Consider the following 16,956-nt stretch of genomic DNA (forward strand, 5'->3'; position numbering starts at 1 on the left):
GATCATTGCCTTGCTTATTCTGGCAATCTTCCCAGAACTGGCAACATGGTTACCAAAAGTCATCTTTGGATAAATCAAAACCCCAAAGATCCATCAAAAAAGCCGCTGAAGGAAACTTCAGCGGCTTTTTTTTGTAAGATTTTCAACAGATAACAGAGCTTGGTTTTATTCTTGCTACAGAACATAATCGCTTAAATGCTTGGCAATTCCTTGTTGAAGTTGACGATCAATTTCGGTCATCAGGTCTTCTGTCAGTTTGTACCAAACTTTTTCTCTATCACGCAGTTTGATATTTTCAGCAACTGTTACAGAACGCTCTGCCTTCGCAACGACAGAGGCTTCGTTAAAGCCCTGATCATTCAAAACCTGCAATTCAACTTCAAGCACGCCAGTATAACGTTCGGATTGATCATAGGTGAACAAACCTGTGATGCCTTTTTGCTGTTCCAGTTTACTTTCAGTCACAGCAGCATTTTTAATAAGAAAATTCAGAACGTTATTATTACCCTGCGGATATAGACGGTCTTTTGCCCACCGTGCTGATGCCTGAGCAGGTGAAATATCAAACAAATGTTCAACATTCGGCGATTTGGCTGGGCTGACATAGGCTTGATCAATAACTACATCCCGCACAAGAAGGTTATAAGGCGGCAAATGAGTATAGGTAAGCTCGGCATATTCATAGCTGGAAGGGGCTGTTTTACACCCCGTTAAAGCCGCACCACCAATAGCTAACCCACTCAACATAAATGAACGTCGACTTAACATTCTGAAATCTCACCTTTGTACAAACACAATGACTTTACCCACACGCCTTAAAATATACGAAGTGGTATCAGCCCTTATTCCTAAAGAAACAATATGGCACGACAAAGGCCTTTCCTCTTATAAGGATAATTTAGTTCTGATCGCTTTCACTCTGGATTTCGGCAATTTCAGCGTCGTCAAAAACATAGGACCGACCACAGAACTCACACTTCGCATCAATGACACCGTCGACCTTGTAAGAATCAACTTCTTCAGCTGAAACAGTTTTGATCACATTAGCCAGCTTTTCCCGTGAACAACGGCATCCTTCTTTAAGCGGGCGTTGATCATACACTCTCACCTGTTCTTCATGGAACAAACGAAAGAGCAAATCAGATACGCTAAGGTCCCGATCCAACAACTCTTCTTCTGTACAACTCGACATCAAGATCATGGATCGTTGCCAATCTTCTTTGATTTCCTCGTCGTCTTTGTCTACTTGCTGGTTAATCCCACCATCACCGGGTACGTATTGCAATATCATACCGCCGCCCTGCCAAAACCCGTCAATTTGGGCAACATTAACCAGAACGCCTGTGTTAATTTGGTCGGACTGTTTGAAATATCCCTTAATACACTCGGACAGGCTCTCGCCTTCCAGTTCCACAATTCCTTGATAGCGTTCCATGTGTTCGCCCTGATCCACGGTAAAGGCAATATAGCCTTTACCCGTCAGATCAGTGAGAGAAAGTGTTGAATGGTCTTCCGTTTTATCAAGAAGCTCTTTCAGGGCAACATCATCAATCCCCGCGCAGCCTCTAATCACACCTGCAGACGTCATATCACTGACAAGCATTTTCACCGGGCCGTCACTTTTACTTTGTAAGGTAAAACAACCTGAAAACTTCATCAGCGAAGAAAGGACACTCGTCAGGGCCAGAACCTCCCCCAACAACTCATTCACTATTGGTGGATAATCATGCCGTTTGAGAATCTCATCAAGAGCAGGCCCCATGCGGACAACGCGCCCTCTGATTCCTGTTGATTCAAGTAAGAAGGGTTGAATCACATCATCCCTAAAAAAACCAGTTTCAACATTTTCCCCAACGGTGTCATTCATCTTTATTCTCCAACGCCCCTAAAGGTTACTCATACACCAATAAAGGATGCCTTTTTGGGCATGTAATCTGTTCTCAGCTTCGTCAAATACAACGGATTGCGGGCCATCGATAACTTCTGCAACAACCTCTTCACCGCGATGTGCTGGCAAGCAGTGCATAAACAGCGCATCGTTTTTGGCCAAGGACACAACACGTTCATCAACCTGATAAGGTTTCAGCAGATTATGGCGGTTCGCCGCATCCTTATCGCCCATGGATACCCATGTGTCGGCGACAATACAATCACTATCCTTAACGGCGTCATCCATTGAACGAGTTACGGAAATCTTCCCGCCTTGTGACTGCGCCCAATCCAGCGCTTTTTGGTCCGGCGCCAGCTCAGCAGGTGTAGCCAGTTTCAATTCAAAGCCAAATCGGGTTGCGGCATGGATCCATGATGTCGCAACATTATTACCATCACCACACCAAGTAACTGTTTTGCCAGCAATGGCACCGCGATGTTCTTCATAGGTCATGACATCCGCCATTAACTGGCACGGATGAGACTCATCGGTCAAACCATTGATAACAGGAACCGTCGCATATTCCGCAAGCTCTTGCAGGATCTCTTCAGACGTTGTCCGGATCATTATTGCATCCACAAAACGCGATAAAACACGCGCGGTATCCGCAATGGTTTCACCATGCCCCATCTGTGAGCTGCTTGGATCAAGTAAAACCGCATTGCCACCAAGCTGATTAATACCCACTTCAAAAGAAACGCGTGTTCTCGTCGAGGGTTTTTCAAAAATCATCGCAAGCGACTTGCCTTCTAATGGCCGTCCGGAAATTTCTCCAGATTTAAGCTGGGCCCCATAGCCCAGTATTTCTCTTAATTTAGTCGTTTCGAATTGGCTTAAATCAAGAAAATGTTTTGTATTGCTCATTTTATTATACCTTATAGACCCGGCGCCAATTTATCAGGCGGCCAGGGTTAATCCTTTGCAGACGTCGTCTAAAATTGCGATCGCTTGATCAACGTGTGATCGGTCAATAATAAGTGGCGGCAACAATCGAATAACATTATCTGCAGCGCCAACACTAAGCAGGCCACCATCACGCATTGCAGCAATTACATCACTATTAGGAACCCGGCATTTCAAACCAAGCATCAAGCCCGCCCCCCGGACTTCTTCAAAGACGTTCGGGTTTCGGGCAACAAGGCCATCAAGCTTCTCGCGGGTATAATCAGCGATAGAGAGAACACTATCCATGAAGCCGTCTTCTAATAAGACATCCAGAACAGCATTACCAATTGCCATTGCCAAGGGATTTCCGCCGTAGGTACTGCCATGAGTACCCGGCACCATACCAGCAGCAGCCTTGTTTGTTGCCATGAAAGCGCCCATAGGGAAGCCGCCGCCAAGCCCCTTAGCTGTCGCGAGAACATCCGGCTCTATGCCAGCCCATTCATGGGCAAAAAGCTTACCTGTACGACCGTTACCACACTGAACTTCGTCCAAAATCAAAAGCAGACCAAATTCATCACAAACAGTGCGTAAACCCTTAAGGAAATCCATAGACGCAGCACGGATACCACCTTCACCTTGGATTGGCTCAACCATAATCGCTGCGGTATCTTCGCTAATCGCCGCGCGCAATTCGTTTAGATTCTCAAAAGCAACATGGTCAAAGCCCGGTGTCTGAGGTCCAAAACCTTCAAGATGTTTAGCATTCCCCGCCGCTGACAATGCTGTCATCGTCCGGCCGTGAAACGCACTGTCACAGGTAATGATGCGGTATTTCTGAGGTTGTCCATTATGGCTGTGATACTTACGTGCCAGCTTAATGGCACCTTCCAGCGCTTCTGTTCCAGAATTGGTAAAGAAGACCTTATCGGCAAAAGAGTTTGCAACAAGGCGTTCTGCCAGCGTCTCTCCACCTGTAATTCTGTACAGGTTAGAAACGTGCCACAGCTTACGGCCTTGTTCCTCTAGTGCAGCAACAAGCTTTGGATGACTGTGCCCCAAGGAATTAACAGCAATACCACCAGCAAAATCAAGATATCGTCGGTTTTCAGCAGTATATAAGTAAGGACCTTCGCCCCGCTCAAATGCGAGGTCGATACGTGCGTAGGTGGGCATTACTGCGTCACTCATGGTATCTCTCTTTAATATCTGCTGAAAAAACAAAGCCCGGGGCGACAGTCAGTCACCCCGGAGCAACGTATTAACCCAATATCAATGCCCGCTGTCAACTGGAACAAGCAGGATTCACAAGGTTTTTAGCAGAAAAATTATTTCACAGGCGTAATGGTGAAGCCTTTATCCTGCAAAAGCTTCAAAACCCCCTGTTGCCCGGGCAAATAAACTGCGTCTATCACAGTTAAACTATTCCCCTTTTCAAGGGTCTCGCCCATCCGTGAAACCATTTGAAGATTACGGCTGAGAACAAGACTTTCCATGTACCTTGTCTGTGCTTCTGGTGACAAAACAGATATCTCGTCAAGAACCTCTTGATACAGCGCGCCAGAGGATTGCGAGAGAAAATTGTTAATCCGAGTTTGATAAATGGCTTCTACAGTTTGAATTTCTGCGGGCAGCGTATCCAGCAATGCTAATTGGTCCGCTTCGTTTGATGCATCTGCAATTTGGAGCTGTTCTTCGATAGTTTGAAGCTGCACAATTTCTATACCCAGCTCAATCGCGATATCCTGAAACGTTTGATTAAGCGTCCTGATCCCCAATGAAATTCGTGATGCTTCGGACGGGGGGGATGAAAAAACAACCCGTGCGGCCCAAGGTTTCAACACATCCATCTGTCGTGCCAGATATCCGTATTCATAGCCAATAACTTTGATATTCTCGAACGTTTCTGGCGAAACAAGGTCTCTTAGTCGGCGATTATCATTATACAGCATCACACTGAATAACTTCTGTTTAATCGCATCATCATCACGGATATCGACCATAAGATAATCGGCATTTTTTAAGAGCGTATGTGCATAAGCCCCGGCATCGACAACCCGACGATCACTGCTATTCAGTGTCCCGTATATATAGCTCGGCTCAGCGCCTTGCGTTTCAACTTTCCACAACACCGCATCGCCATTAATTAATGGCTCAGCAACACTGGGTTGCCATGAGAAAACAACCGAAAGTAAAAATAAAACACTGAGAAAGAAACGAACAAAAAACATATTTTCAGCCAATCTTTGATATTGGCCAATCTGCATCAAAGCCATCTTAATTCCTGAAGGAATGGGTTCAACAAATTACGTTGGATCTAAGCCATTGTTACAGATATCCATGCAGATTACATGTCTTGATTAGGACAAAAGTGACTTTTTTTACTATCCTCGCATGGGACACGGGAAACCTGATATCCGCGTTGTACGAGCATATTCAAAATTCCTTTCTCACCTGGCAAGTGTAGAGCACCAACAGCCGTAAAAGAATTTCCCTTTATCAACCCCTTGGTCATCCCATTTATCATATTGAGATTTCGTTTATCTAAAAGTCGAGTTATCCAAATATCGTACATTTCTGGCGGCTCTTCTTTTAGGTCGTCCAGAAGTGTCTCATAAAAACTATTCGTATTTTCTGATAGATACATTTCAACGTATTGTTCCATCAAATCATCATGATGTTGTCCGGCATCGTTCTTTTCAAGAATACGAATAATCGCATCCAGATAAATTTGACGGTCGCGGTCACTAAAAACAGAAAGCTGTTCACGGACGGTTTCCAGACCGTTGACTTTAACCCCATGTTCCTTGGCAAAAGCCCCTAATTGAAAATCCAGCGCCACGCCGCTGTCTTGCTGCTTTTCCCTATCCGGGTCGTTTGGCAAGGCCTTTAAGATTGGGTAAATTGCCCAAAGTTCCAAATCACGCAGAACCTCTTCCTTCACATTCTGCTTCGCGGCTATTTTAACTATTTTTGCATAGAGCTCGCTTGGCAAAACCTCATCCAGGGTTCTACCGTCATCCCGTATCCGCACATTGTATGATTCGCGCAATTCGCGCTGTGAGAGATTAATTTCCAAATTAAGAAGATCAGCATTTTTAATAAAAGGCTCAACACGATCTTTGATCTTAAGTACTCTTGGGTCCGCAACGTGCATGGTTCCCAAAAGATAACTCGGCTTTCTATTATCTTTCTCAACTTTCCAAAACAGCCCCTTACCATAAGGAATTTCCCCATCGCTAAGAGTTGGGTTTGAAAACAGTAAACAACCAGCAAGCAAAAGAAATGCAAAGAACTTATACTGGGTAGAAAAAATACCATAAGGGAAAGACATAAAACTCTCTTTGAAACAGTGCGCCTCACTCCCCTCAAACGGGTAGTACAACACAGTCATCGTTTTCAAACAGTCTAGAAATCACTTCCTTACAAAAGATGAAAATAAACAGGAAAATGGGCCGAATGTTATTAAAAGAACGTCCCAGTCAAAAGTTTTCGGCACAAAACCAGGGCCAAAAAACTGAAGGTGCAATATCAGGCCTTAATCTTGTAGCCGCGCTTAAATAATAACCAACCGCAAACAACCATCACCAAAATCAAACACACGAGCGTGCCACCTTGCCAGATTAAATCTTCGACAGATCCATATCCGGTAATGCCATAGCGAAAGCCACTGATGATCCAAAACATTGGGTTTGCTTCGAAAAGCCATTGCCAACTTTCCGGAATACGATCCAAAGTGAAAAATGTGCCCGATAGAAGACCAAGGGGAAGGACGAGAAAATTATCCACTAATGAGAACTGGTCCCACTTGTCAGACCAGAGACCTACAAGGACACCAATCATAGAAAACAGCAATGCAGCTGAAATCCCAAAGAAAGCGGTTGCGGCAAAACTATACAGCATTGGCCCCGTGAAAACCGTCATCGCCCCCAGAAGCAACAGTGCGACGAGAAGAGCGTTGGCGACACCGGCCAGACTATAGCCAAACAGAAGCTCTATTGGTGATAAAGGAGCCATAAGCACATCGGTTATTACCCCTTCCTGTTTGTCGATAATCAGCATAAAACAAACATTTTGAAACGCCGTTTGCGACAGCACAAACACCGCAAGGCCGGGAGCGATAAACTGCAAGGCAGAAAGTCCGGGAGCCATTTCATCACTTGGCCCAAGAGCAAGAGTGAAAACTGTCATAAACAGCATGGTCGAAACCATCGGCCCTAAAAGGCTTTCAACCCAGAACCGCATAAACCGGATAACGCCACGGCGATAGAACAAAGTCCAGATGCGTAAAAATGCGATAATACGGACGCCTTCACCTGGCACAACATTGTTGCTTTGATCTGGCGTCACGTTATTCATCCCATCAGGCTTTCAAACGATAACCAGTGGTAATCAGACGATGTGTAACAAACCACAGGATGAGGTTAACCACAGGAAGTAAAATAGCCCCAATCATAATATTTCCGTCAGCATGACCGATAAAACCATACCGGAAACCATCAATCATATAAAAGAAAGGGTTAAAATGGGCCACAGCAACCCAAGCATCGGGCAGACGGTCGATTGAGTAGAACGTTCCGGAAAGGAAGGAAAGCGGTGTGATAATAAAATTAGTCACCGCAGCAATGTGGTCATATTTTTGTGCCCAAATCCCGCCAAGCATTCCGAGAAGAGCCAGCATCATACAAGCATTAATGGCAAACCATAACGCCGACAAAGGATGCGCCAGTGAAACGGGAAGGAAAAGCATCATCGCTAAAAATACAGTCAGCCCGACCATCAAGCCACGGGTAATCCCCCCCGCCGCAATTCCGAGGGCCATTTCCCATGGAGCCAGAGGCGGCATAAGGATATCAACGATATTCCCTTGAACCTTGGCAATAAGAATAGACGACGATGTATTGGCAAAGGAATTTTGCGTCATGGTCATCATCATCAAACCTGGCGCAAGGAAAGTAATATAATCAACACCACCCACAGTCCTGCTCAGGCCCCCAAGAGCCAGCGCGAAGACGGCTAAAAACAACAAAGTTGTGATGACGGGCGCCATGAGTGTCTGTGTGAAAACGTTTAAAAAGCGTTTTACTTCACGACTGTAGAGAGTCCAAAGACCAAGGGTGTTCACACGACCTATGGTACGGGGAGCTATTTGGGTAAGTTTTTGATCGATCAAAGCCATGCGACACATTTACGCAACCATTCCGTTGGCTTCAAGGGCAAGATCCTAATTACTTCTTATTTTTGCCATTTTTATTTTCCCCGCGTTAAGAAAAGCACAATGAAATCTACTATTTCAAATCTTTTATCAAAGCTTTGAGTTTCGCTTTTCTATTCACAGGTATCAAACGCCAATCACATCCTTTGATCGCGCCCTCCAATGCATAAAGATAATTCACGGAGAGTCGATGTTCATCGCAAAAACGAAAATATAGCCGCCTAAATACTTCTTCCGCACCCAATTCGATTAATTGATCTGACGAAGTAATCCCGATATCTACCAATTGAGTAACGGATTTAGGCCCCATATTTCTCAAGGCAAGAAGCTCGTCTTTTGGATCACGGTTCATTTTGAAATAAATTTTTCGACAAAAAGAATTGGCCCAGGAACATCTCCGTGGCATGTATAAGAACATGATGGAACGGTCAGAAAAAAACAACCGCGAACAACCCAAACGTAAAGTCCCCAGAAAAGCGACAGCAAAATATCTGGGAAATGTTGCTCGATTTTATCTGGAACGCTACGCCACAACAGAAGTCGGTCTGCGCCGTTACCTTATGCGCAAAGTAAACCTCTCTGCCAAAGAGCACGGAACAATCCCGCAAGAAGGGGCCGAGATCATTGAAGGACTGATCTCTAAATTCCGTGGTTTGAATTTCCTGAACGATGCACGTTACGCCGAAGGTCGAAGCGGTAGTTTGCATCGCAAGGGAATGTCACTTCGTGCCATCCGACAGGATCTGTCGCTCAAAGGTGTCCCCGAAGACCTTGCCAATAATGCCATTGACCTAATTCGAGAGGAAAGTAGTAATCCTGATCTGGAAGCGGCTATTTCCTATGCACGAAGGCGCCGCCTTGGTCCTTACCGAACCGACGACAAACGCGAAGAACGACGGGACAAAGATCTCGCCGCACTGGGCCGTAAGGGTTTTTCTTTCGCTATAGCAGAGCGTGTTATTCTTGCTTATGACATTGAAGAACTGGAAGCCGAAGCAGGACTTTAACTCAGTTAGATTCGGTTTCTTTCCTGATTTTAATCATTATGGTTTTCTGGCAACCGCACACCACAGTCGGTGCGGAATGAACAGGGGATCATCAGAAAAATCCCGACGAAGTAAGTCGCCGTGTTCTTTATCAAAAGCAGCAACAGCATCAGGGGACAACGAAGCTGAAACACCAGCAGACGCCCGAATACGCCCCCGCCAGTCTTCATGGCTATAACGAACACGTAAATCCTGGCTGAAAGTTTCTATCGCTTCAAAGCCACCCGTTGCCAAATCTACTGTCCACTGTGGATAAATACCTGTTCCCCCCGACATTTCCCACGCCGGGTTATGTTTGGAAATGAGACTTTCTGTTGCTGAAACGACATTTCCTGGCAAAGGAAGCCAATCAAAGTGACAAATGACAATATATCCGCCGGGTTTGAGTATCCGTTGGCATTCTTTTGTCGCCTTTGTGGCTTCAAACCAATGCCAGCACTGGCCAGCTGTCACGACATCAAAGCGTGCATTATCAAGGCCTGTTGCCTCTGAACTCCCCCGTTGAAAAGTGGCACGAACGTCTGCGTCCTGTGCCATTAATCGCGCCTGTTCCAGTATAGCTTCTGCAGGATCAATTCCGATAACCTCAACACCTTGTGCCGCAAACCCGCGGGCAAGTGTTCCTGTTCCCGTTCCCAGATCTACGAGAAACTGCCCAGCCAAACCTATACCTCGATCTTTTAATAAATCAAAAATAAGCGGAGGAAATCCGGCTCTGTGCTTTGCATAATCTTGCGCGGTTTTGCCAAAATCTATTCCGTCAAAACTTACTTTTCCGATTTCGCGCATTTGTCTCTTCATAAATAATTTATTTTGAAAACTCGAACTTGCTAGAATGGCAAGCCGGATCTTAATTAATATCAAATTATGCCCTAACTATAAGGAGTAGGAAGGCCTAAACACCTGAAGCAGAATTTTATTCATTATTTTTATGTCAGAATAATGTGATCAAGAGATCATTGAAATTCTACGAAAAACCTACAATCATAACTATAGGGCAATAAAACAATAACACTCAGCACAATTGTATTAAATACCCAGTACAATTGGATTAATACAAAGGAATACAACACATGAAGATCAAGGCATTTACCCTCGCACTATCTCTCAGCGGTTTTATTTTGGGTGTAACAGGCCAAAGCTTGGCCGCCGGTAGTGGTAGCTGGAGCAGCAATTCCAACAAAGACCTAAAAAATGCGATAGAGCTGATTGAAGACGAAAAATATAATGATGCTCAACCTTTTCTACAAAAGGCAATAAAAGCCGAACCAGAGAATGCAGATGCTTACAACATGCTTGGGTACAGCCAGCGCAAAATGGGAAACAAAGATGTTGCACTCGACTATTACACCAAAGCACTTGATCTGAACCCGCGTCATCGTGGGGCCAATGAGTATCTTGGTCAGCTATATCTGGAATTAAACAATCCTGACAAAGCAAAAGAACGTCTGGCAGTATTGGATAAAAGCTGCACTTTCGGATGTGACGAATACACCTCACTCAAAGAAGCAATCGAAGCTTACGAAAAAACTCAATAAGCATTCTAATCTTAACCTCAGATCGTCGGTAAATTCTTTGCACTTTCAAGCGACCAGATATCCATTCCGTCCTGCCGCCCTCTGACCTGAATATGTTGCCGAGGAAAATCACTTAGATCGACCCCGGCAATTTTTGCGAGCGGTTGAGACACCACAAGTTGTGATTTTAAATCCTTGGTCATGCCTTCTAGGCGACTGGCTGTATTCACAGCATCGCCAATCGCTGTAATGGACATCGCCTGCCCCCAACCAAGTTCCCCAACAATAACAGCCCCTGTGTGCACACCAATACCGATGCGAAGAGGTTCCGGTAGTTCATGGGCAAGATGTGCATTAAGTTCATCTAATTTTTCTGCCATTCGCCGCGCAGCTCTTAGCGCATTTTTGCATCCTGTCTCAACACCACGATCAATACCAAAAAGTGCCATCACACCATCGCCAATAAACTTATCAAGACGCCCCCCGGAATCTTCCACCGCCGTTCCCATCGCCTCAAAATAACGATTAAGAATGAACACAATATCGTAGGGAAGTTTCTTTTCAGATAGAGTTGTAAAACCTCTTATATCCGCAAATAGGATTGCGATCTCTCTTTCCTGTCCTTGTGCAATTGAACTGTGTTGGCGTCGTGCAGCTTTTAAGCCGCTTTGAGCAGATAACAATGGTGTCATTTCAAGATCAGCAATAGGATAGGTCTGACAGGCCAACCGCATATTGTCTGACGCCCCAATCCGGGTAAGCACCTTAAGCTCACCAGTTTCACTTTCAGGCAATTGATCCAACCCGGTACCAACCCGTACACGACAAGTCGAACAACGCCCCTTACCCCCGCAAACCGCAGCATGAGGTATATTATTCAAATGGCTTACATCAAGTAGGCTGGTACCTTTTATCGCTCGAAATGCTTTTCCATTTGGGTAAGTAACTTTAAAGGTACCTTGCCATCTCTGAATCGCAAAACGGGCCCACCGCCCAATGATCACGACAACAATCAACACTGCAAACGCGCATTGAACAATCACTTCAAGATCATATATTTCTTGAGCTTCTTCCGCCGTAGGCAGGTTGTACCCGCCAAAGAATGCTTTTAGCCATTGAGGATCATCAGCGAGTTTGAGAATATCAAGGCTCGCAACATAGTACCCCGACATGGAAAGAACAGGAATAACAACCGCAAACGAAAGCGCCAGCGACTTATAGTTTTCATAAGCAGGCTTATATCTTAGCCAATAGTGGATACCAACACAGCCATGAACCCACCCTAAAATCATTAATAATGCTTGTCGCAAACCTGTATCAATATTGTAAACAATCAAGGCATAGAGCACATAAAAATAGTTATCCTCTACCCCATATATTTCATGCGCAAACCGTGTCCCTAAAATATGCAGGATCAACAAGAAAGGAATGAGTAACCCAGACAACAGTTGGGCCATTTCCCAGAATTTCATATGTAGATGCTGGCGCTGATAAACACCCCACATAGAAAGCGCCATGTGAGAGGACAGAGAAAGATATAGCAGTACGGTCCCAATAGGATTACGCCACAATGCCAAAAAGGCTTTGCGCCCTTCATCCATAGCCTCAATAGAATGAAGACCAAGAACATGGTTCAACAGATGGGTTAGTATATAAATAAAAAGTACAAGCCCACCATAGAGGCGGATTGTCCGAACCATGTAGTTTTATCCCTATTCTCTACCCCGACTTTATCATTCCATCCCTTGGATACAGGTAATATTGCAGTTAATACATACACTTTACCTCAAACATCCGGGCTTTTTGTCGTTCTAGTTATAAGTTCTTGTCGCGAAAAGAACGAGTAATTAATTAATAGCTGAGTAGGATAATAGGGAATAGGAATGATATCCAGTGCAGGAAAAAGTATCGTGACATCAAGATTATCCAGAGAAGAAAGAACCGCGCGCCGTAAAAAGCGGCGCGAAAAGCTTCTCCAAGAGCTTGATTCCTCTATTCCCTCCCCCTGCACTTCGGTCTGTCAGATGGATGATCTAACGCAGCTTTGCATTGGTTGCCACCGTACAATTGACGAAATAAGAGACTGGGTCATTATGACTGGGGAAGAAAAACAGGAGCTTTTGGAATCAATCGACCAAAGACGAACTGGAATGGTTGCCTAACTCAATGTCCCTAATTGCAACTGAAAGCCACACTTAGCTTTTCTTCCTGAAGCTTTCCGCCTCCATAAGGTTTTCCACGAATGACGCCAGATCCTGCGCCATAATTTCGGGATCGAACCAAAAATCCTTTAATTTATCTATAGCCTCCCCCCGGATATAAGCTTCTAAAGAAATTATTATCAAATGAACCCAACTGAATTGCTCTAGATCAAATATTATTTCCGCAAGTACCGCCATAACCTAGCCTAGTTCATGAGCAAGTACAGGTTTTTTTAATGGTTACAATTGCACCTCGCCCTCAACGATCCGAATTACTTATGCCAGCAGGATCGTTAGAAAATCTAAAAATAGCCGTCTTATACGGTGCGGATGCCGTATATCTGGGCACCCCAGATATGTCGCTTAGGACAAAGTCATCCTTCACATTAGAAGAAGTCGTAGAGGGAGTTAAATTTGCGCATGTTCATGGCAAACGCGTGTATCTGACACTCAATCTTTTTTCCCACAATAAAGATATCCCCAAACTGCCGCTGTTTATTGAAACAATCAAAGCCATCAAACCCGATGGCGTTATCATCGCGGACCCTGGTATTTTCCAATATGTGAAAGAAAACGCCCCGGAACTCGAACTTCATATTTCAACCCAAGCCAATGTTTGTTCGTGGGTTTCAGTTGATTTTTGGCAAAAACAAGGAGCAAGCCTTTGTGTTTTGGCACGTGAAGTTAACTATCACGAGCTGTGCGAGATCCGTGAAAAATGCCCGAACATAAAGCTAGAAGCTTTTGTTCACGGCGCAATGTGCATGACCTATTCGGGCAGGTGTTTGTTATCCAATTTCATGGCGGAACGTGGCGCCAATCAAGGAAACTGTGCCAACAGTTGCAGATGGCACTACAAAGTGCATATGAAGCTCAAAGACGGAACCGTAAAAGAACTAAACCTGTCCGAAGAAAATCTAGAGCTCTTTGAATTTCTGATGGAAGAAGAGTGTCGTCAGGGTGAATTAATGCCTATCGAAGAGGATGAGCGTGGATCTTATATACTCAATTCCAAAGACCTCTGTCTTATGCCGAAACTCGACGACTATCTCAGGATCGGAGTTGATTCGCTCAAAATAGAGGGGCGTAACAAAAGCGCATACTATGTAGCAGTGACCGCTAGAGCTTATAGACAGGCTATTGATGACTGGTACCAAGATCCGGACAAATGGTCACCGAAAGCCTACATGGAAGAACTTTCTACTGTTCCCAGTCGGGGATATACCCTTGCTTTCCATAATGGCCGTCTTGAAAATCACGCCCATAATTACGAACATACAAAAACCTTCGCTGATTACGAATACGCCGGATATATCGAAAAAATTACGGATGAGGGCCTCCACATTGCAGTTAAAAACCGTTTACAAGCGGGCGATGTGCTGGAATTACTTCCCCCTAACACCATGGATGCCACCTTAATCCGCCTATATGAGTTTATCGATGCGAAATCCAGACAAACCCACGATGTCATCAATGCGGGTCAGAAGCCGATAATTCTTATCCCTTGGTCTCTTTTTGATCAGGAAAACACCACATCTTTACAGCAAACACTTTGTGAGCAAACGATTATCAGAAAAGAAAAATCTCTTACACAGGCAGAGTGGGATCGATTAAAGCTTGATGCAACAGCTCAAAGGATAGAACTGGGTATTGGCAGCGATACGCTTTACCAAAGACAGCGTGCCTCACTCCAAGATTCTATCTTTGAAGAGAACGGCGAGCGTATCCCCAAAACACCACGTATTGGCACCGAAGGATGCTGTGGCCGAGGTTGCAACGGATGCGCAATCTTCTGGCACGATCCGATTTATGAGAAGGCTCGGGCACTTTTGGCACAGAAGAAACAGGGTGAGATGTTTGACCGTGACATGCGAAGCGATACCTTTACACCAATTGCATAGAAATAAATACAATTATTACGTTTAAATTAAACGCTTTCTTAGTCTTTTCCCTTAACACTGCCTGTTCTTAAACTTTCCGTACAGATGGATCACCGCACAATTAAGAAGATGATGACCATCGACAAACACAGGTAAAAAACATGAAGAATGCCTTCCAGAGCCTGAGCTTCAGGCTTGTTGGATTGACAGCAATTATGGTTATCCTTGGATTTGCAGCTGTCATATCCTATTCAACAATCAGCCAATATCAAAACGCGCGAGATAATGCCAAAAGCTATCTGTCCAGTTTGTCTGCACAATATGCGCTGGATGTACGACTTGATATTGAAGAAGCTCTTGTTGCAGCCCGCGGCATGGCGCACGCAATCGAAGGGCCGCTAAGAAACGGTTCTATTGATCGGGATGGTTTTGCCCAGATCGTAGAAAATACGATTCGCCGCTACCCCAATCTTGTGGGCGGTGCTGTAGGCTTCGACAACAATGTTGGTGGCAATGACAGTGATTTTGTCGGGAAGGGCTACAACGACAAAGCAGGACGTTTGCTCCCTTATTTCTATCAAGACGGCAACGGCGGTGTTGCCTGGGAACCGCTCGCTCTTGGCGGCGATAGTGGATCAGAACTTTGGTATGATCTCCCAAAAAACAAAAAACAGGAAGTCGTAACGGAACCCTACGTCTATCCAGTAAACGGGGAAGATGTTGTTATGACAACAGCTACCGTTCCCATTTTTGACGCCAAGGATCAGGCTGTCGGTGTGGCAACAACGGATATGGCCCTCAAAGACATTCAGGTCCGTCTGTCAGAATTAAAGTTATTTGAGAGTGGTACCGTTTCTCTTATCACCTCTACGGGTATGTGGATTTCGCATCCTGATGACAAGAAGCTGGCCACAATCGAAGAAAGCAAAGCCCTTACATCTGTTCTAAAAGAACTTGCAGCAGGGAAGAGCTTTTATGGAAACATAAATGATCCATCAATTGGCGGTGATAGATACTTGGCTGTTCAACCTATCAATTTTGGTGACAGTGATGCCATTTGGGGCGTTGTCGTATCCGCCCCTGAAAGTGAGATTATGGCATCGGCCAATGATTCACGTAATCTTACGATCTTGCTTTCTCTATTAGTTGTTATCACGGTGATTGCTATCAATGGCATTATTGGTACCAAAGCGATGTCACTTCTTCGAAAAGTGACCGATAGCATGCAACGTCTTGCCGAGGGCGAGACAGATATCAAAATTCCTGCTCGCAACAGAAGTGACGAAGTTGGTGCCATTGCAAGAACAGTCGAAATCTTCCGCACAAACGCTTTGGACAAGCAACGTCTTGAAGCTGAACAGATACAGCTTCAAGACGCTGCCGCTGCCGAGAAGAAAGCGACCTTGGATCAAATTGCAACTCGTTTCCAACAAGGTGTAAGTACGCTTATCGGTGACATTGAAACTTCCGTTGTCGATATGAAATCCTTTGCCGACAACATGAACGTAATGTCCCAACAGACCAGATCGCGTGCGTCCGAAGCATCGTCGTCGTCAGACACCGCAAATCAGAGCGCACAGGCCGTTGCCAGTGCGTCTGAACAACTTGCTGCTTCTGTGGGTGAAATCGGACGTCAAGTTGGTCAAGCCACATCAATCACCGGCGAAGCTGTTGCTGAAGCCAGTAGATCAAATGAAAATGTGCAGTCTCTTGCACAGGCAGCTCAACGGATCGGTGAGGTATTAAAACTCATCTCTGATATCGCCGAGCAAACCAACTTGCTTGCCCTTAACGCAACAATTGAAGCGGCCCGCGCTGGCGAAGCAGGTAAAGGTTTTGCTGTTGTCGCAAGTGAAGTCAAATCACTAGCGACACAGACATCGAATGCTACGGGTGAAATTGAGCAGCAGGTTATCGCTATTCAGAACGAAACCAAAAATGCTGTTGAATCTATCGGACATATCAGCACTGTTATCGGACAGATTGATGAAATCAGTACCGTCATTGCAGGTGCCGTCGAAGAACAAGGTTCAGCGACACAAGATATCTCGTCCAAGATTCAGCTTGTTGCTTCTGGCGTTGGTTCGATTTTGGAAAGTATTTCCGGTGTTGACGAGGTTTCAATTCAGACCGATACCGCAGCCAACTCCGTTGTTGAAACAATCAACAATCTGGACAAAAAAGTACAAGCACTCAATGAAGAAGCAACAAGACTTGTTTCTGAAGTTCGAAGCGCTTAAGGGCAAATAAGACGTTTTGCACAGAGAAAGGCCTGCGCTTAG

General features: G+C 45.0%; 17 protein-coding genes. 5 read left to right on the forward strand and 12 right to left on the reverse strand.

Features of this window, described 5'->3' with window-relative positions:
- Positions 1-174: 174 nt before the first annotated feature.
- From ACN0QW_RS13145 to ACN0QW_RS13185, 9 genes are all read right to left on the reverse strand, one after another.
- Positions 175-768, reverse strand: a complete 594-nt coding sequence (locus ACN0QW_RS13145) for a hypothetical protein (RefSeq protein ID WP_417432083.1) — start codon at positions 766-768, stop codon at positions 175-177.
- 130 nt (positions 769-898) lie between these two features.
- The gene (locus ACN0QW_RS13150) at positions 899-1,867 is read right to left on the reverse strand and encodes an Hsp33 family molecular chaperone HslO (RefSeq protein WP_417432084.1); all 969 of its coding nucleotides are present in this window, start codon (positions 1,865-1,867) and stop codon (positions 899-901) included.
- Between the two features lie 18 nt (positions 1,868-1,885).
- On the reverse strand, positions 1,886-2,794 hold the full coding sequence (gene argF / locus ACN0QW_RS13155) for an ornithine carbamoyltransferase (protein WP_417432085.1): 909 nt from the start codon (positions 2,792-2,794) through the stop codon (positions 1,886-1,888).
- A 33-nt stretch (positions 2,795-2,827) separates the two neighbouring features.
- Complete coding sequence (locus ACN0QW_RS13160) at positions 2,828-4,006, reverse strand: aspartate aminotransferase family protein (protein ID WP_417432086.1); 1,179 nt, start codon at positions 4,004-4,006, stop codon at positions 2,828-2,830.
- Between the two features lie 137 nt (positions 4,007-4,143).
- Positions 4,144-5,091, reverse strand: a complete 948-nt coding sequence (locus tag ACN0QW_RS13165; RefSeq protein ID WP_417432087.1) for a TraB/GumN family protein — start codon at positions 5,089-5,091, stop codon at positions 4,144-4,146.
- 71 nt (positions 5,092-5,162) lie between these two features.
- Complete coding sequence (locus tag ACN0QW_RS13170) at positions 5,163-6,149, reverse strand: TraB/GumN family protein (protein ID WP_417432088.1); 987 nt, start codon at positions 6,147-6,149, stop codon at positions 5,163-5,165.
- A 197-nt stretch (positions 6,150-6,346) separates the two neighbouring features.
- Entirely contained in the window at positions 6,347-7,165 is an 819-nt protein-coding gene (locus ACN0QW_RS13175; RefSeq protein ID WP_299381454.1) for an ABC transporter permease, read from the reverse strand.
- Positions 7,166-7,178: 13 nt separating this feature from the next.
- Positions 7,179-8,003, reverse strand: coding sequence for an ABC transporter permease (locus ACN0QW_RS13180; RefSeq protein ID WP_417432089.1), 825 nt, complete (start codon positions 8,001-8,003; stop codon positions 7,179-7,181).
- 100 nt (positions 8,004-8,103) lie between these two features.
- The gene (locus ACN0QW_RS13185; protein WP_417432090.1) at positions 8,104-8,382 is read right to left on the reverse strand and encodes a TfoX/Sxy family DNA transformation protein; all 279 of its coding nucleotides are present in this window, start codon (positions 8,380-8,382) and stop codon (positions 8,104-8,106) included.
- 52 nt (positions 8,383-8,434) lie between these two features.
- Between ACN0QW_RS13185 and ACN0QW_RS13190 the strand changes: the two genes are divergently transcribed.
- Positions 8,435-9,037 (forward strand): regulatory protein RecX, encoded by a 603-nt coding sequence (locus ACN0QW_RS13190; protein ID WP_417432091.1) that lies wholly within the window; start codon positions 8,435-8,437, stop codon positions 9,035-9,037.
- A gap of 36 nt (positions 9,038-9,073) precedes the next feature.
- Here the strand turns inward: ACN0QW_RS13190 and ACN0QW_RS13195 are convergent, their stop codons facing one another.
- Positions 9,074-9,865 (reverse strand): class I SAM-dependent methyltransferase, encoded by a 792-nt coding sequence (locus ACN0QW_RS13195; protein ID WP_417432092.1) that lies wholly within the window; start codon positions 9,863-9,865, stop codon positions 9,074-9,076.
- A gap of 284 nt (positions 9,866-10,149) precedes the next feature.
- Between ACN0QW_RS13195 and ACN0QW_RS13200 the strand changes: the two genes are divergently transcribed.
- Positions 10,150-10,614 (forward strand): tetratricopeptide repeat protein, encoded by a 465-nt coding sequence (locus ACN0QW_RS13200; protein WP_417432093.1) that lies wholly within the window; start codon positions 10,150-10,152, stop codon positions 10,612-10,614.
- A 17-nt stretch (positions 10,615-10,631) separates the two neighbouring features.
- Here ACN0QW_RS13200 and ACN0QW_RS13205 read toward each other — a convergent pair whose 3' ends face one another.
- Complete coding sequence (locus tag ACN0QW_RS13205) at positions 10,632-12,293, reverse strand: adenylate/guanylate cyclase domain-containing protein (RefSeq protein ID WP_417432094.1); 1,662 nt, start codon at positions 12,291-12,293, stop codon at positions 10,632-10,634.
- Between the two features lie 183 nt (positions 12,294-12,476).
- Between ACN0QW_RS13205 and ACN0QW_RS13210 the strand changes: the two genes are divergently transcribed.
- On the forward strand, positions 12,477-12,755 hold the full coding sequence (locus ACN0QW_RS13210; RefSeq protein ID WP_417432095.1) for a DUF1289 domain-containing protein: 279 nt from the start codon (positions 12,477-12,479) through the stop codon (positions 12,753-12,755).
- Positions 12,756-12,788: 33 nt separating this feature from the next.
- Here ACN0QW_RS13210 and ACN0QW_RS13215 read toward each other — a convergent pair whose 3' ends face one another.
- A complete protein-coding gene (locus ACN0QW_RS13215; RefSeq protein ID WP_417432096.1) occupies positions 12,789-12,992 on the reverse strand; it encodes a hypothetical protein in 204 nt (67 codons plus the stop codon).
- Between the two features lie 38 nt (positions 12,993-13,030).
- Here ACN0QW_RS13215 and ACN0QW_RS13220 point away from each other — a divergent pair, with 38 nt between their 5' ends.
- Positions 13,031-14,695 (forward strand): U32 family peptidase, encoded by a 1,665-nt coding sequence (locus ACN0QW_RS13220; RefSeq protein ID WP_417432097.1) that lies wholly within the window; start codon positions 13,031-13,033, stop codon positions 14,693-14,695.
- A gap of 140 nt (positions 14,696-14,835) precedes the next feature.
- On the forward strand, positions 14,836-16,914 hold the full coding sequence (locus ACN0QW_RS13225) for a methyl-accepting chemotaxis protein (RefSeq protein WP_417432098.1): 2,079 nt from the start codon (positions 14,836-14,838) through the stop codon (positions 16,912-16,914).
- Positions 16,915-16,956: the final 42 nt, after the last annotated feature.

The organism is Kiloniella sp., assembly GCF_048259265.1.
Lineage (GTDB): Bacteria > Pseudomonadota > Alphaproteobacteria > Kiloniellales > Kiloniellaceae > Kiloniella.

What these genes read in the sequence shown, in the direction of transcription:
- ACN0QW_RS13145 (WP_417432083.1), bottom strand. Translation starts at nt 768, where the DNA reads ATGTTAAGTCGACGTTCATTTATGTTGAGTGGGTTAGCTATTGGTGGT.
- ACN0QW_RS13150 (WP_417432084.1), bottom strand. Translation starts at nt 1,867, where the DNA reads ATGAATGACACCGTTGGGGAAAATGTTGAAACTGGTTTTTTTAGGGAT.
- argF (WP_417432085.1), bottom strand. Translation starts at nt 2,794, where the DNA reads ATGAGCAATACAAAACATTTTCTTGATTTAAGCCAATTCGAAACGACT.
- ACN0QW_RS13160 (WP_417432086.1), bottom strand. Translation starts at nt 4,006, where the DNA reads ATGAGTGACGCAGTAATGCCCACCTACGCACGTATCGACCTCGCATTT.
- ACN0QW_RS13165 (WP_417432087.1), bottom strand. Translation starts at nt 5,091, where the DNA reads ATGGCTTTGATGCAGATTGGCCAATATCAAAGATTGGCTGAAAATATG.
- ACN0QW_RS13170 (WP_417432088.1), bottom strand. Translation starts at nt 6,149, where the DNA reads ATGTCTTTCCCTTATGGTATTTTTTCTACCCAGTATAAGTTCTTTGCA.
- ACN0QW_RS13180 (WP_417432089.1), bottom strand. Translation starts at nt 8,003, where the DNA reads ATGTGTCGCATGGCTTTGATCGATCAAAAACTTACCCAAATAGCTCCC.
- ACN0QW_RS13185 (WP_417432090.1), bottom strand. Translation starts at nt 8,382, where the DNA reads ATGAACCGTGATCCAAAAGACGAGCTTCTTGCCTTGAGAAATATGGGG.
- ACN0QW_RS13190 (WP_417432091.1), top strand. Translation starts at nt 8,435, where the DNA reads ATGTATAAGAACATGATGGAACGGTCAGAAAAAAACAACCGCGAACAA.
- ACN0QW_RS13195 (WP_417432092.1), bottom strand. Translation starts at nt 9,865, where the DNA reads ATGCGCGAAATCGGAAAAGTAAGTTTTGACGGAATAGATTTTGGCAAA.
- ACN0QW_RS13200 (WP_417432093.1), top strand. Translation starts at nt 10,150, where the DNA reads ATGAAGATCAAGGCATTTACCCTCGCACTATCTCTCAGCGGTTTTATT.
- ACN0QW_RS13205 (WP_417432094.1), bottom strand. Translation starts at nt 12,293, where the DNA reads ATGGTTCGGACAATCCGCCTCTATGGTGGGCTTGTACTTTTTATTTAT.
- ACN0QW_RS13210 (WP_417432095.1), top strand. Translation starts at nt 12,477, where the DNA reads ATGATATCCAGTGCAGGAAAAAGTATCGTGACATCAAGATTATCCAGA.
- ACN0QW_RS13215 (WP_417432096.1), bottom strand. Translation starts at nt 12,992, where the DNA reads ATGGCGGTACTTGCGGAAATAATATTTGATCTAGAGCAATTCAGTTGG.
- ACN0QW_RS13220 (WP_417432097.1), top strand. Translation starts at nt 13,031, where the DNA reads ATGGTTACAATTGCACCTCGCCCTCAACGATCCGAATTACTTATGCCA.
- ACN0QW_RS13225 (WP_417432098.1), top strand. Translation starts at nt 14,836, where the DNA reads ATGAAGAATGCCTTCCAGAGCCTGAGCTTCAGGCTTGTTGGATTGACA.